At 52.3% G+C, this 13,975-nt stretch carries 14 protein-coding genes; 5 read left to right on the forward strand and 9 right to left on the reverse strand.

Annotation, left to right across the window (positions count from 1 at the left end; translation table 11 throughout):
- Positions 1-6: 6 nt before the first annotated feature.
- On the forward strand, positions 7-588 hold the full coding sequence (locus ACYQ1O_RS05005) for a BON domain-containing protein (protein ID WP_459990529.1): 582 nt from the start codon (positions 7-9) through the stop codon (positions 586-588).
- 30 nt (positions 589-618) lie between these two features.
- On the opposite strand, the gene ACYQ1O_RS05010 is transcribed toward ACYQ1O_RS05005, so the two are convergent.
- Both ACYQ1O_RS05010 and ACYQ1O_RS05015 read right to left on the reverse strand, forming a co-directional pair.
- On the reverse strand, positions 619-1,275 hold the full coding sequence (locus ACYQ1O_RS05010; protein ID WP_459990530.1) for a class I SAM-dependent methyltransferase: 657 nt from the start codon (positions 1,273-1,275) through the stop codon (positions 619-621).
- A 131-nt stretch (positions 1,276-1,406) separates the two neighbouring features.
- On the reverse strand, positions 1,407-1,631 hold the full coding sequence (locus ACYQ1O_RS05015) for a hypothetical protein (protein WP_459990531.1): 225 nt from the start codon (positions 1,629-1,631) through the stop codon (positions 1,407-1,409).
- A 91-nt stretch (positions 1,632-1,722) separates the two neighbouring features.
- Here ACYQ1O_RS05015 and mutM point away from each other — a divergent pair, with 91 nt between their 5' ends.
- Entirely contained in the window at positions 1,723-2,535 is an 813-nt protein-coding gene (mutM, locus tag ACYQ1O_RS05020) for a bifunctional DNA-formamidopyrimidine glycosylase/DNA-(apurinic or apyrimidinic site) lyase (protein WP_459990532.1), read from the forward strand.
- 163 nt (positions 2,536-2,698) lie between these two features.
- Here mutM and ACYQ1O_RS05025 read toward each other — a convergent pair whose 3' ends face one another.
- Positions 2,699-3,718, reverse strand: coding sequence for a hypothetical protein (locus tag ACYQ1O_RS05025; RefSeq protein WP_459990533.1), 1,020 nt, complete (start codon positions 3,716-3,718; stop codon positions 2,699-2,701).
- A gap of 319 nt (positions 3,719-4,037) precedes the next feature.
- Between ACYQ1O_RS05025 and ACYQ1O_RS05030 the strand changes: the two genes are divergently transcribed.
- Positions 4,038-6,107, forward strand: coding sequence for a hypothetical protein (locus ACYQ1O_RS05030; RefSeq protein ID WP_459990534.1), 2,070 nt, complete (start codon positions 4,038-4,040; stop codon positions 6,105-6,107).
- Between the two features lie 39 nt (positions 6,108-6,146).
- Here ACYQ1O_RS05030 and ACYQ1O_RS05035 read toward each other — a convergent pair whose 3' ends face one another.
- The 6 genes from ACYQ1O_RS05035 to ACYQ1O_RS05060 form a co-directional block, all read right to left on the reverse strand.
- A complete protein-coding gene (locus ACYQ1O_RS05035) occupies positions 6,147-7,364 on the reverse strand; it encodes an ABC transporter permease (protein WP_459990535.1) in 1,218 nt (405 codons plus the stop codon).
- A gap of 112 nt (positions 7,365-7,476) precedes the next feature.
- The gene (locus tag ACYQ1O_RS05040; protein ID WP_459990536.1) at positions 7,477-7,842 is read right to left on the reverse strand and encodes a hypothetical protein; all 366 of its coding nucleotides are present in this window, start codon (positions 7,840-7,842) and stop codon (positions 7,477-7,479) included.
- A gap of 68 nt (positions 7,843-7,910) precedes the next feature.
- Positions 7,911-8,228 carry a hypothetical protein gene (locus ACYQ1O_RS05045; protein WP_459990537.1) on the reverse strand — a complete coding sequence of 106 codons (318 nt, stop codon included), beginning with the start codon at positions 8,226-8,228 and terminating at the stop codon, positions 7,911-7,913.
- A gap of 87 nt (positions 8,229-8,315) precedes the next feature.
- Entirely contained in the window at positions 8,316-9,014 is a 699-nt protein-coding gene (locus ACYQ1O_RS05050) for an ABC transporter ATP-binding protein (protein ID WP_459990538.1), read from the reverse strand.
- Positions 9,011-10,276 carry an efflux RND transporter periplasmic adaptor subunit gene (locus ACYQ1O_RS05055; RefSeq protein ID WP_459990539.1) on the reverse strand — a complete coding sequence of 422 codons (1,266 nt, stop codon included), beginning with the start codon at positions 10,274-10,276 and terminating at the stop codon, positions 9,011-9,013. Before ACYQ1O_RS05055 ends, ACYQ1O_RS05050 begins: the two co-directional genes overlap by 4 nt.
- Complete coding sequence (locus tag ACYQ1O_RS05060; protein ID WP_459990540.1) at positions 10,269-11,696, reverse strand: efflux transporter outer membrane subunit; 1,428 nt, start codon at positions 11,694-11,696, stop codon at positions 10,269-10,271. The genes ACYQ1O_RS05055 and ACYQ1O_RS05060 overlap by 8 nt, the downstream gene beginning before the upstream one ends.
- Positions 11,697-12,018: 322 nt before the next feature.
- Here ACYQ1O_RS05060 and ACYQ1O_RS05065 point away from each other — a divergent pair, with 322 nt between their 5' ends.
- Positions 12,019-12,705, forward strand: coding sequence for a response regulator transcription factor (locus ACYQ1O_RS05065; protein WP_459990541.1), 687 nt, complete (start codon positions 12,019-12,021; stop codon positions 12,703-12,705).
- A gap of 2 nt (positions 12,706-12,707) precedes the next feature.
- Entirely contained in the window at positions 12,708-13,817 is a 1,110-nt protein-coding gene (locus ACYQ1O_RS05070) for an ATP-binding protein (protein ID WP_459990542.1), read from the forward strand.
- Positions 13,818-13,975 lie beyond the last annotated feature (158 nt).

The following is a 13,975-nucleotide window of genomic DNA, read 5'->3' on the forward strand; positions in this document are numbered from 1 at the left end:
GAAGCCATGAAAAAACTGCTATTGCTGCTGATGCTTGCCGCCCAATTATCAAGCTTGGGCTGCACCACACATAACATCAGCGATCAAGAAATTGATGCCTTGTCGATCAACGACCGCCGCAGCCGCGACGCGTTGTCTAAAGACTTAGAGATTGAGGCTGACATCAAAGACAAGCTGGCGGATGAGCAAGACTTGTTGGCGCATAGCCATATTGTCACCGCCGTTTACAATGGCAAAACCTTGATTTTAGGGCAAGTGCCCGATGCCCAAGCGCAAACCCAGCTGGTGGACAGCCTTCGGATCATTAAAAACGTCAAGGAAGTCCACAACCATTTAAGCATTGCGCCGCCGTTGGACAAAACGGTTCAAGAGCAAGACCAAGCTATTAAAGAGCGGCTGTTAATGGCGCTTAGCCAAATCAGGACGATAGACGGTTTTGACGCTTCAATGGTCAACGTGGTTGTGGAAAATGGTGCGGTTTATGTGATGGGCTTGGTGCATAGGATTGAAGGCAACACCGTCATTAATGTCATCCGCCATCAGAACGGCGTTCAGCGTATTGTGGCGGTTTTTGAGTACCTGAACTGAGCGTTCCTTTGGCGATAAGGCAAGTGCTTTTTAAAGCGATTGCGAAAAAGTCAAAAAGCGCCCTTTATACGGCTCGCCGTTTTCAATGGTGGCATCCGCCTTCCGGCTGCTAAAGCCATAACCAAGCGCCGCCATTGCGCGGCAGAAGCCCACGCGGTTGCCGCGGTCTGGGTCAACAATCATAATTTGCGCGTCACGGGCGGCATGGCAATCAATAAACGTGGCAAGCTGCTGCGGATGTTGGCGTTCGTAAAGGATGTCACTGCCGATAATCAAATCAAACTGGCCCAGTTCGGGGTTGTTTTCCGCCCAGTTGCCGGTTTGGTATTTGATGGGATGTAAATGGTTAAGCAAGACGTTGGCATCTAAGAACGGTTTGCTTAACGGATGCCAATCACTGACGGTCATGTCGCCTTGGCGGCGATGCACCACCAAACTTGCCAAACCCAAGCCCGCACCAATTTCTAAGATACGTTTACCGAGCAGCTCATGGCTGTGCATGGCTTGCGCCAAAATTCTTGCCGAAGGCCATATTTTGCCAAACAGTGACCACGAGGCTGAAGAAAGGCCTGCGGCTTCCGCCTCGCCTTGCGGGTCGGCAAATTGTTGCAAGTCTAAAAGCGAGCGTATTTGGTAATCGAAACCGCCCACTGTGACGGTTTCGAATTTGACTTGGTAGCCGGGCATGGTTGCCTCTTAAAAAAGTGTGCCGAAAGTTTCTGATCGAATGGCACAACACTTGATAAGAAGCGGCATACAGGCCGAAAAGGCGAAAGTGCCAGCAAACCTTTTGGGCGTGGCGACAGGCAGAGTTTAACCTATTCGTCGCTTTTAAATAGATTATCGGTCTCGCTGCGCGGCAAATAATCCAAATCCCAATGGTTGGTAAAGATTTCTTTCACATGCCGTTTGCCGGTGTGTACGGTTGTCGATTTTTGTTCGCCCGCCACTGCTGCGGTGGCGCTGGCGGGCAAATCCTCTGTTTCTGTGTGTGGGCTAGGGTTGTTTAACAGTTGCCCGACGTTTTTTACCCAATCTTGCATAGTGCCTCTTGGTTGTTTGTCCGAAGATGAATCCTGATAATGCCGGCTGCCTACTTTATAATGCAGCCTTTTGCAGCCCCTAAATACCAGTATGCCTGAATTACCCGAAGTTGAAACAACTTGTCGCGGTGTTGCCCCCCATATCAGCCAACGCACGATCACCCAAGTTGTGGTGCGTGAGCGGCGTTTGCGCTGGCCTGTGCCGGAACATTTGCCTCAGACTTTATTGGGCTTGACGGTGCAGTCGGTCAGTCGGCGTGGCAAGTATCTATTGCTGGCAACTCAGGCCGGTACGTTGCTGGTGCATTTGGGGATGTCGGGCAGTTTGCGGGTGTTGACCGAACCGCAAACGCCTGCCAAGCATGACCATATCGACATCGTCTTTGATGACATCATCCTGCGCTTTAATGACCCGCGCCGGTTCGGTGCGGTTTTGTGGACGACCGAGCCTGTTGCCGAGCATGTTTTGCTTAAAGATTTGGGGCCGGAGCCGTTAGAATCGGGATTTAGTGGCGAATGGCTGCACAACTCGGCAAAAAACCGCAAAGTACCGGTCAAGTCATTCATTATGGACAGCCACCATGTTGTCGGTGTCGGTAATATTTACGCCAACGAAGCGTTGTTTATGGCGGGCATTTTGCCAACCCGTCCGGCAGGGAAAATAGCCTTGGCGCGTTACCAACAATTGGCGGACTGCATCCGCACGGTTTTGGCGGACGCCATTGCCCAAGGCGGCACAACGCTGCGCGACTTTGTCAATGAAGCGGGCAAGCCGGGCTATTTTCAGCAACAGCTGCGGGTTTATGGGCGCACCGGTTTGCCTTGCCGGCAATGTGGTGAAGCCTTAACGGAAACACGCTTGTCCAACCGGTCAACCGTGTTTTGCCGGTCTTGCCAGCGCTAGCTTAGGAGCGCGCATAAAATAATTTCCTCAAGTACGTGGATGGGTTTTCGGTGTAGGTGCGGATTTATCCGCACAGTACCCACAGGGCATAAATGCGAATGAATTCGCACCTACTGCCTTGTTTTATTCCATGCCCATTACTTATCTATCGATTTTCCTTATCTTAATTGCCCGGCACGATGACGGGTTCAATCACAAAAACATTGGCATTGTTGTCATCAACCGTCACTTTAACCCAGTGCAAATTGGGGCTGCCAAAGGTTTCCACGCGGGTCAGGTTAGCCAGCAATTGGGGTTGGTTGACCAATGGCTTGTCGATTTTAAAAAAATGCGTGTCGCCATGTACCAACAGCACTTGTCCGTTGAAGGTGCGGGTTTCTTTGGTGAGTACGTTGACAAAATCGCTAAAACCATCAAAGCCTTTGTCATTGCGTTCGTTAATGTCGTCGGTTTCGGGCAAGTCAAAGCCTAAGTCAGCATGGACAATCAGCACCAACCCGGGCGCATGGCGTTGTTTGGCAAGGCTGAAGGCTTCGCGCAAATAGGCAATGTTGGCGGCGTCGCGGGCGAGGTATTCGATGTTGTCGGCTTGGCAGTCGGCTTTGTTGCGGTGGCTTTTGGTATTGATGCAGTCGGGCATCGCCACTTTGTTGTTATTGCTGCCGGGTATGTTCAGTCCAACAAAGACAATATCGCCATAAATCCAGCGGCTGTTTTCGGCGTATAAACCCCCGGCCTTGCCTTGGTGTTCCAGTTTGAGTTTGTTTTGCCCAAAGCTGTCGGCATCGTTAAACAGGGTGCGGCGCAAATAAGCCAAGCGTTCCAAATTGTTGTAGCCGCCGTTGTTATGGCGGTGGCAGTCCGTCCATTCGTTATCGCCCAATACGTAAACCGTAGGTGCTTGGGTTTTGTTGAACAAAGCGGCGGCCTCCAAGCCGATGGCGTTGTCGCTGCACGGTGTCGCCCCGTCTTTGCTATCGCCGTCAAAGACCGTAAAGGCCAGTTGGGCGGTGTTCATGCTGACCATCAGTCGCTGCATTTTTGCGCCGTTTTTGCCGCCATCGTGGTTTTTGTCATAGGGCATGTCGCCCCAAAGCCCAAAAGCAAAGCTTTCTGCATGGGCGGTGATGGGCAGGGAGCAGGTTAAGAAAAGGTAAAAGGCTAATTTAATGGGCTTTTTCATGGTTGAAATGCTCGGTGGAATGGGGCTTGTCTTTAAAACCATAGCAGTGCTGCGTGACATCAAAATGAAAGGATGGCTTTGTGCCAATAAGATACCATTTGCTTGCCTGTATGATGCGGTTTCACAATTTTTAAGTTGCTAGTGTATTTTTTATTTTTTAAGTTAATGAAAAATATGTTTTTATTTTGTTTTTGCTGAGTGGTTGGTAGGTGAAGACGCTTGCGCCCAATGAGCTTAAATGGTACTTTGTTGGTATTTTTTATACTGACAGGTATCCCAAATGCAGATAAGTTCACGGTTGTTATGGCTTGGCCTTTTTATGTCTTCGCTCGGTGCGGTTGCGCAAGCGGCGGATTTGCTTCCCCCCACCTTAGATGCCACAGGCAAAGTCAAAGCTGAAGTCGGTACGGTTAATGGTAAAAATGTGCTGCGGTACACGTGGCGCGACAGTTCCGGCAAACCGCGCAGCGCGTCTTTGGTTTGCCATGATGCGGCGGGTACCAATTGCGGTGGTTATGCTTGGCAATTTACTTATCAGGCTGCCGATGGTACGGCGGTGCAGGTCAACGCGTCTGCCAAATCGGATGGTGGTTTTGGTTACTTTGTTTCGCACGAGCTGTACCGCCAATTTTCTAATGGCACAAGCAGCTCGATTGCCAAAAAGCACGGTCAAGATGATTCGCCGTTAAGCAAAACCTTTACAGGTGTTGGGACGGCCGTTTCTGCGGATACTATAAAGGCGGTGCATCAATATACGCTCAATTATCCGCATTGGGGAACGCTGACGCCGATGGCGAATGACGCGGTTGTGCCTGTCACCCTTGCCACCCATAAGAAATATGATATTCCTGTCAAAATGACATGGACGTTCACCAATGGTGTCGATTATCCGCTTTGGAATGTGGAATATGACTTTTCTGCCGTCCCCGTCAACACGGTTTATGCCGATGTCCGCGGCCCCTATGGGCAAATGGATTTTGACAATGGCGCCATTGGCAATGTAACCGGTGTGGAATGGGGTGATAAATATCTGTTTGCCGCCCAACCGGTAGGGGGTGGTGTCACGACCAATTCACCTTGGCAATGGGATGTGCCGAATACTGGTTCGCGTTATAACCTGCTGGTGGCGGGCGCTTATGAAATGGGTTTAGTTGAAAACAAAGCTTATAAAAACAGCATTTTGGGTAGTAGCTGGTCAGATAGCCGAGGCAAGAATTCCACGCAGGGCTTGGGTTGCGCACCTACCTTAATGCCCTGTGATTGGGAATGGGCTTACCAGTCGATCCAGTACGGCTTAACCACCAGCCCAACGTTTGATAAAAAACTCGCTTGGGGTTCGGCGGGGTTTGTCGGCAGCGATTTGACCACGGTTTTTGTCAACAACACCGACAGCGAACCCTTCTTGGGCTACCCCAAAATGGCTTACGGCGTTTGGATCACCTTCGACAAATCGTCCGGTGCAAAAACCCGCAACTTGGCCTCGTCGAACGGGCAGGCCGTTGTCATCCCTTCACCTAAAGTGGTTTATTCGTTGGATAACGGTCATGTTTATATGACCGGAACGGCAACTAACGGCACGATCATTAATGTCACCAACAAAATCAATGGCTTGGCAACCCAGGCGGGCAATGATGACCGCATTAACGTGTCATTTAACGGCGCGTGGCTGGTTTTTAATTCTGAACGCTTTGATCCTGATTGTGCTGGTTTGGCCTGTTTGGTTGTCATGCCCAGCAACTTGAGCAGCGCCCGTATTATCCGCCAAGCCAATGGCTTGGTTGCCAGGGCGGCGGATGAAAAAAGCACCATTAACTCAACCGGAAAGATTGTCGTTTTCCCACAAGCGGGCGGTCCCCATGCTTTGGATTTATGGTTGGTTAAGCTAGGGGCTGACAATACTTGGGGTGATCCGGTTCTGTTGACTGGCAATTCCCCTTACCAATACCACCGGATGCCGGTCTACTCTTCAAAAGGCGATAAAGTCATTTTTGAATGCGGCAATGGCGGACGCAGCAATGTTGGCTTGTGTGAAGTCAGCAACAGCGGCAAAGACTTCCATACTGTCTTGCAAGTAGCCGGCGTTAACTTGCTGCATCCGGACTACGGGCTTAACGATGGCATCATTTTTACCGTTGCCACCGAAACTGACCGGCAGTTGGCGGTATTGAATGCCGGTACAACAGTGCCCGTTTTGGTTAATGGCAATACCCATTTTAACCACTCGCCTTGTGTGCTGCCGAAAGGCCAAGTGATTTCCTTGTGGCAAGATTCCGCCAGCAATCCCACCCGAGGCAATGAAATCCGGCAAATTTCAGCCAATGGTGCCACCGTTAAAATGCTGCAAACCGGCATTGATGTTTGGGATGTCGGCATAGGCTGCGGTCAATAGGCCTTACCGCCAGCTTGGCCTTTTCAGCCAAGCTGGCGGTTACTCATGCCGCAACGCCTCAATCGGATTTAACCGCGCCGCTTTACGCGCGGGCATGTAGCCAAACACCACGCCAACCGTTGCCGAAAAGATAAACGCACTGAGGATCACCAGTGGGCTAAAGGTGAGCGGAATCTGCAAAACACTCGCCAAAACACCCGCAATGGCGACCGCCAAAACAATACCAATCAGCCCGCCTGTGGCAGACAACACCACCGCTTCCACCAAAAATTGTGCCAGAATTTCCCGCTCCAACGCGCCAATCGCCAAGCGTATGCCGATTTCGCGGGTGCGTTCGGTCACCGACACCAGCATGATGTTCATAATGCCGACCCCGCCGACCAACAAGCTGATGCCTGCCACCGCACTCAGCAAGCTGGTCATCAATTGCGTGGTGCCGGATAAGATTCCCGCAATTTCCTTCATATCGACAACATTAAAATCATCTTCATCAGCAGCGGACAAATGCCGTTGGCGACGCAGCACTTGCTGGATGCTTTGTTTGACTTCGTTGGTGGTCACGCCGTCTTTGGCGGAGACTTGAATCATCGCCACGTCATCGTTGCCAGCAATGCGCCGCTGGAAAGTACGTAGTGGCAAAACCACCACGTCGTCCTGATCGCTGCCCATGCTCGACTGGCCTTTGGCTTTCAACAAACCAATCACTTCGCAGGACAGTTTTTGCAAGCGCATCCGTGCGCCAATCGGGTTGCTAGTGCCGAACAATTTGCCGCGCAAGGTTTCGCCAATGACGCAGACCATTGCGCCCGAACGCACTTCACTGACGGTAAAAACCCGTCCGGCAGCTAATTGGCGATTGTTGACGGAAAAATAGCGCTCGCTGCTGCCCGTAATATTGGTTTGCCAATTTTGGTTGGCAAAAATGGCTGTGACGTTGCTTGAGGCTTGCGGGGCAACGGCGACTAAGCTGGTCACTTCACGGGCAATGGCTTCGGCATCCGCCAGTTTGAATTTGGGCGCAGTCGAGGATTGCATCGGCCCCATGCTTTTGCCCGTGCTTATCATCAACAAATTACTGCCCAAGCTGGCGATTTGTTCGGTGACATGGCGGGTAGTGCCGCTGCCCAATGTCATCAGCACAATCACCGCCGCCACGCCGATGATGATGCCGAGCATGGTCAGCACCGAGCGCAGCAGATTGCGCTGCATTTCCCGAATGGCGATGGGTAGGGCGCTGGTGAGTAGGTTGATTATCATGGTTTAGTGTTGATTAATGGGGATGTAGGATGGGCTGACGTAAGGAAGCCCATCAATTTTGCGTTACCCGATGATGGGCTTCCTAGCGTCAGCCCATCCTACTTTGGCAATATTAAGGCGTACTCGCCTGATCCGCCGTGGCTTTCGCGGCGGGGCAAGTTTTCTGTAATTCCACAATGCGTGCGTCAATCTTGTCGCCCAAATCACCGGATATGATGTCCCAGCGGTTGCCGTAGTCACTTAATAGCAAACCAGCGACAATGCCGGGCGGCGATATGGATTTAAACACCAGGCCGACTCGGTTTAAGGTGGTCGGCTTGGCCTCTTGCAATGCGGCAATGTCGCTAGGGACGCGTTCGCAACACGCTACCGGCTGTACTAACAAGGATTCGGTGCTTGCACTGATGGAGGGGTTGGTCATTTCCGCGCAACCGACTAAAGTGGCGGCGATCATTAAGATAATTATTTTATTGAGCATGGCTTTATCCAATGTTGATGAGGGAGTTGTGGCCTAAAAAACGGGCTTTTCTACGCCACAGCGATTGGTTATTCCGGTGTTTTTTTAGCGTTCGCCAGCCAGCCATCGAGCTGCAAAAGTTGCTGGTCGGACAGCAAGCTTTTCAACGATGCACGGGCTTCATCGGTGAGTGTATTGGGGCCGACACGGTGTTTAATAAATTGGTTTTTAAACACATTTTCAAACTGTTCGGTTTGGCTGTCGGTCAATTTCAGGTCTTTTGCCATTTGTTCGACCTGTTGTTTTACTTCAAAAGGGTTTATCGAAGGGCTGTCGCCTTCAGGCGTTTGGGCAATGGCATTGCCCATCATCAGGCTGCATAAAATAAGGAAAAACAATTTTTTCATGTTGATGCTCCAAGGTTAATGCGAGGTTTAGGGAGGAATCCAAAACCTGTTTTGGATTCCGGGTTTATCTAACAAAAATCTAATATTTCAATGAGATACATCACGCTCAATCAAACCATCACGAAATTGCACAATGCGCTGGGCATAGGCCGCCATGTCAGGTTCATGAGTGACCATCACCACGGTGATGCCACGCTCGCGGTTAAGCTGCACCAACAAGTCCATGATTTCTTCGCTACGCTGCGAATCGAGATTCCCGGTCGGCTCGTCCGCCAACAGCAACAGCGGTTCGGTGACGATGGCGCGGGCGATTGCTACCCGCTGTTGTTGTCCGCCGGACAGCTCGTTGGATTTATGCGTTTCCCAGCCGCTTAAACCCACGGTCGCCAAGGCTTGACGGGCGAGGTCGCGGCGGGTGCTGTTATCGACACCGCGATACAGCAAAGGCAGTTCGACATTTTCCAAGGCCGAGGTACGGTTCAGCAGGTTAAAGCCTTGGAAGACAAAGCCCAGAAAATGCCGCCGTAACAGCGTGCGTTGGTTGCGCGACAAGTTACCGACATTGACATCACGGAACCAGTAATGCCCGTCGCTGGGCTGATCCATGCAGCCGAGAATATTCATGCACGTGCTTTTGCCCGACCCGCTCGGCCCCATCACCGCAACAAACTCGCCTTGGTTGATGTTTAAGCTGATGCCGCGCAAGGCAAACATTTGCGCTTCGCCCATACCGTACACTTTGGTAATGGCTTGCAGTTTCAGTAAGGTGTCGTTGTTGTTGCTCATTGCGCGGACTCCTGTGCGAATACCAGTTCGCTGCCAACCGCCAGATCGCCGCCGATAATTTCAGTGACCAAGCCATTGCTTGCGCCTTTGGTGATGGTCATGGCTTGCAGTTTGCCATCTTGGATGCGCCAAACGGGTTGGCTGGGGCTGTTGGTCGCCGGATGGGTAGTCGTATTTGCAGGTTTGGGCGGATGCGGCAAGATGCTGTCGATAAAACTACCGTGTTTTTCCGAAGCCTCAGGCGGCGGCATGAAGTTCAACACGCTGTTGTCAACCAAACGCACGGCGTGGCGTTGGTTAACGGTGATGGTGGCGGTCGCTGTCATGCCGGGGCGTAACGCCAATTCGGCATTGTCGACCCGCAACACGGTTTTGTAAGTCACTACGCCATCAACGGTTTCCGAGCCAAAGCGCACTTGAGTGATTTGCGCGGGAAAATGGCGGTCAGGATAGGCATCGACGGTAAAGCTGGCCTGTTGTCCGGCTTGCACCTGCCCCACATCGGCTTCATCAACATCAACTTGCAATTCCATCTGCGTTAAATCTTCCGCCAAGGTGAACAGCACCGGTGCTGTAAATTGTGCGGCAACGGTTTGTCCGGGCTCAACCGAACGCTTCAGCACCACGCCGTTGATGGGCGACTTGACCGTGGCTTTGCCTAAATCGGTGCGGTTGACCGCCAGTGTTGCCTTTGCCTGTTCGGCAGACGCTTGCGCGGCGGCGGCATCGGCTTTGGCACGCGCCAATGCGGCGGTCGCGGTAGTTAAATCGTATTGCGACGGCACTTTACCGCCACTGAGTTCCTTAACGTGCAGCAGCCGCGCCATTTGCGCCTCGGCTTCCAAAACCGTAGCCTGAGTTTGTTGGATTTTTGCCTGTGCCGACGCCAAGGCAGCCTGCGCTTGCGAGGCTTGTGCCGCCAAGCGTGTGGTGTCCAGTTTTGCCAAGACTTGTCCGGTCTTGACCACGTCGTTATAGCTGGCGGCGACGCTTTCAACTGTGCCGGACACCTCAATGCCGACTTCGACTTCTTTCAGCGGCGCCAGCGTTCCCGTGGCGCTGACGGTGACCGCCAAATCGCCCAGTGTTACAGGTTTGGTTAAGTAATGGACGCGCGGATCGGATTTGCCAGACAGCGCCAACCCAACGCCACCGCACAACAGCAAGCCTGCTCCCCACCAAAAATAGCGTTGCCAAGCCGATTTTGCGGGCTTATTCAATTCCAAAACATCAGGATTAAACGTGGTGGAAGGTTTAGCCATGTGCTTGCTCCGTTTGCCAGCCGCCACCTAAGGCTTTGTAAAGTCGGACGACATTGGCGGCAATTTCCGCTTCGCTGGTCGCCAATTGGGTTTGTGCGCTCAGCAAAGACCGCTGGCTGTCCAACACGCGTTGAAAATCAACCGTGCCGCTTTGGTATTGCTCATTCGCCAAGGCCATGGCGCTGATGCCCGCTTGTACCGACGCTTGCAAAGCCGTGCGGCGTTGCTGTTCTTGCGTGTACGCGGTCAGGGCGTTTTCAACATCGCGCAAGGCCGTCAACACCGTGGCTTGATACGCGCCTAAGGCTTGCTCCTGCAAAGCGGTTTGGATGGCGACATTGCTGCGGATGCGACCGGAATCGAACAACACCCACGCCGAACTGGCAGCCATTTGAAACGTTTTCGCGCTGGCGGTGTACAAATTGCTGGTCAGCAACGATTCCACACCAATCGAACCGGACAAATTAAAACTGGGATAACGCGCCGCTTCAGCAACGCCGATTTGTGCGGTTTGCGCCGCCAATTTGCGTTCGCTGCGGCGTATATCGGGGCGTTGCCGCAACACGTCGGCGGGGATGCCCGTCATGATTTGCGCGGTGGCGACCGGAATGGCGGCGGATTTGTCGAGCAGGGTTTGCAAGGCCGCTGGCGGTTTTCCTAACAAAGCCGCCAGCCGATGTTTGGCCTGTTCGAGCGAGCTGCGTAAGCTGGGCAAGCTGGCGCGGGTGTTTTCCAAGGTCAGTTTGGCTTGCACCAAATCCAAACCACTGACTAATCCCGCTTGTTCACGCCAATAGGTGATGTCGAAGGTTTCTTGCTGTGCCGCCAAATTGGCTTCGGTGATCGCCAACCGCTGTTGATAGCCGCGCACATCGACATAATTCAACGCCACTTCCGCACACAGGCTGACCAGCACATCGCGCAAGTCTTCTTCAGACGCTTGCAAGCTGGCGGCAGAGGATTCCAACGAGCGCCGCTGTTTGCCAAAAATATCTAACTCCCAACTGGCATCTAAGGTATTGCTGTACAAGTCGTTGGTTAAATCAAAGCCGGGGACGTTTATATTATTTGCAGCTTCGCTGCTGCCACTTTGGCTGGCAGACGCATTGATGGACGACGTGGGCAGCAAATTGGCAACCGCTAGTTGCCGTCTGGCGCGCGCTTCTCGAATCCGCGCTTCGGCTTGGAACAAATCACGATTACCCGTTTGCGCTTGTTGGATAAGCGACGTCAGGATCGGATCATTAAAGGTTTGCCACCAATGCTTAAGCGCAACTGGCTTTGCGGTTGCGGTATTGGCAACAGGTGTTTGCCATTGTGCGGGCGTGGCGGTGGTGGGTTTTTGATAATCCGGCCCGACCATACAGGCCGACAAACAAACCGCGCTGAATAGCAACGGGGGGATAAGTGATGGGTTCATGCGGAAACACCTCTTTATGCAGTTGGGTTTAGTATGCTCAAGTGCTGTGTAAAGAGGGGTTGGAGCAAGGTAAAGATAGGTAAAGCTGGGTGAGGGTTTATGGTGGAGGGAAATGGATTTTGGTTTTATTGGCGTAAAGAATCGGGTGCATGCAATTAAATAGGAGTGAAAAATCATGATTTTTCACTCCCAAAATGTCTATGGCATCGACCAACTTAGCCCCGTAATTATTTGTAAATTTAGGTAAAGCCCAGGCTTGTTAACTGGTCAAGCCCCAGTCGCGCCGCTATCATGCCCAATAAGGCAAATTCAGGCTGGAGCTATGAAGAACATTTTAATTATTGATGACGACGTGGAATTGGCGGAGATGTTTAGCGACTATCTCGTGCAAGATGGCTTTGCTGCCAAAGCCATCCACACCGGAGCGGCAGGCTTGGCATTGGCGTTATCAGGTGACTACCACTTAGTGGTTTTGGACATTATGTTGCCGGACATGAGCGGCACGGAGATTCTGGCGAAAATCCGCCGCGAGAATAGCGTTCCCGTTTTGATGTTCACCGCCAGAGGCGATGATGTTGACCGCATTATCGGCTTGGAACTGGGAGCCGATGATTATGTCCCCAAGCCCTGCACGCCGCGCGAGCTGGTGGCGCGGATACGGGCGATTTTGCGCCGCACCGCCGCAGGCCGCAAAAATAACGGTAGCAATATCATTACGGCGGGGGCATTAAAAATCTGGCCCGAGCAACGCAAAGCCCAGTGGTTCGATAAAGCCTTGGATTTGACCAGCACCGAGTTTAATATCTTGGAAACCTTGGCGGACAATGCCGGACGCATCGTCAGCAAAGATGAATTGTCGGAAAAAGCCTTGGGTCGACCGCTGGCGCGTTTTGACCGCAGCATTGATGTCCATGTCAGCAGCATCCGCCAAAAGCTAGGCCAGCAAGCGGATGGGCGTTCTTGTATCCAAACCGTGCGCGGCAAGGGCTATCTATTGATTCGGGGCTGAGCATGGGCAGATTGTATTGGAAATTCTTCTTTGTCTTGTGGCTGACGTTGATGACAACGGTTGTTGTGGTCAGCACCGTCATTGAGCTGGCGCATGGTGGTTTTTTGCAGCCTAATCCGGCAATCTTACCGCCAGATTTTGGACCACCCCCCGATTTCAAACCGCCTTTCGAACACGGCCCGAAGCTGCTGCGCCGCCCAAACCCCTTATTGCCGGTTATTGTCGGCACACTCTCCAGCTTTCTGTTTAGCGCCGTACTGGCCTGGTATTTCGCCAAACCCATCCGCACCTTACAAAACGCTTTTGCGGCGTTGGCGGACGGCAAATTGGACACCCGCATAGCCACGGCAATGGGTGGACGCAATGATGAACTGGCCGATTTAGGCCGCGATTTTGACCACATGGCGGTGCAGCTGGGCGGATTAATCACCGCCCAACAACGCTTGCTGCACGATGTCTCGCATGAATTGCGCTCGCCGTTGGCGCGTATGCAATTGGCGATTGGCCTGGCGCAACAGCAACCCGATAAAATTGCCAATACCTTGGCGCGTATCGAACGCGATTCCCAGCGCATCAGCGATTTGGTGGGCGAATTGCTGGTGTTGTCGCGTTTGGAAGCGGGCGTACTGAAAGAAAGCAAAGATGAAATTGAGCTTGCTGAACTGTTCGCAGACATTGTCAATGACGCCCGTTTTGAAGCGGAACGTAAGCACGTCTGCATTAATTACCTCGGTATCGACAATTTGTCGGTGCAAGGCTACGGCGAATTGCTGCACCGCGCGGTCGAAAATGTCTTGCGCAATGCCGTGCAGCATTGCAAAGCCGGCGGCGAAGTCACCTTAAACGCCAGTTTTGACAGGGCAGCCGCACGGCTTTCAATCCATATCGACGATGATGGCCCTGGCGTTGATGAAGCACATTTGGCCTTGATCTTCCAAGCCTTTTTCCGCAACCCGCAACAAGCCAAAAGTGACAGTATCGGCTTGGGCTTAACTATCGCCCACAGCGCCATCACCGCCCATGGCGGACAAATCCGCGCCCATAACCGACTTGAAGGCGGTTTGCATGTGGTTATTGAGATACCTTTTGCTAGCCATGAAAATGGGGCTTAGGGATTTGGGTAGTACTGAACAAATTGTTCTGTTTAGCATTGATGCGCTTTGTGCATCAATAGCTTATGTGTGTGGGGCAATATGTAGAGTTTAATAGCGGAGCGTATTACGCCATTTTTGATACGCCAATAGGATGTGGTTTGCGAATTTTTGTTGAA

This window comes from Methylosoma difficile (genome assembly GCF_054657615.1).

Coding starts and splice junctions, on each gene's coding strand:
- ACYQ1O_RS05005 (WP_459990529.1), top strand. CDS start 7: ATGAAAAAACTGCTATTGCTGCTGATGCTTGCCGCCCAATTATCAAGC.
- ACYQ1O_RS05010 (WP_459990530.1), bottom strand. CDS start 1,275: ATGCCCGGCTACCAAGTCAAATTCGAAACCGTCACAGTGGGCGGTTTC.
- ACYQ1O_RS05015 (WP_459990531.1), bottom strand. CDS start 1,631: ATGCAAGATTGGGTAAAAAACGTCGGGCAACTGTTAAACAACCCTAGC.
- mutM (WP_459990532.1), top strand. CDS start 1,723: ATGCCTGAATTACCCGAAGTTGAAACAACTTGTCGCGGTGTTGCCCCC.
- ACYQ1O_RS05025 (WP_459990533.1), bottom strand. CDS start 3,718: ATGAAAAAGCCCATTAAATTAGCCTTTTACCTTTTCTTAACCTGCTCC.
- ACYQ1O_RS05030 (WP_459990534.1), top strand. CDS start 4,038: ATGTCTTCGCTCGGTGCGGTTGCGCAAGCGGCGGATTTGCTTCCCCCC.
- ACYQ1O_RS05035 (WP_459990535.1), bottom strand. CDS start 7,364: ATGATAATCAACCTACTCACCAGCGCCCTACCCATCGCCATTCGGGAA.
- ACYQ1O_RS05040 (WP_459990536.1), bottom strand. CDS start 7,842: ATGCTCAATAAAATAATTATCTTAATGATCGCCGCCACTTTAGTCGGT.
- ACYQ1O_RS05045 (WP_459990537.1), bottom strand. CDS start 8,228: ATGAAAAAATTGTTTTTCCTTATTTTATGCAGCCTGATGATGGGCAAT.
- ACYQ1O_RS05050 (WP_459990538.1), bottom strand. CDS start 9,014: ATGAGCAACAACAACGACACCTTACTGAAACTGCAAGCCATTACCAAA.
- ACYQ1O_RS05055 (WP_459990539.1), bottom strand. CDS start 10,276: ATGGCTAAACCTTCCACCACGTTTAATCCTGATGTTTTGGAATTGAAT.
- ACYQ1O_RS05060 (WP_459990540.1), bottom strand. CDS start 11,696: ATGAACCCATCACTTATCCCCCCGTTGCTATTCAGCGCGGTTTGTTTG.
- ACYQ1O_RS05065 (WP_459990541.1), top strand. CDS start 12,019: ATGAAGAACATTTTAATTATTGATGACGACGTGGAATTGGCGGAGATG.
- ACYQ1O_RS05070 (WP_459990542.1), top strand. CDS start 12,708: ATGGGCAGATTGTATTGGAAATTCTTCTTTGTCTTGTGGCTGACGTTG.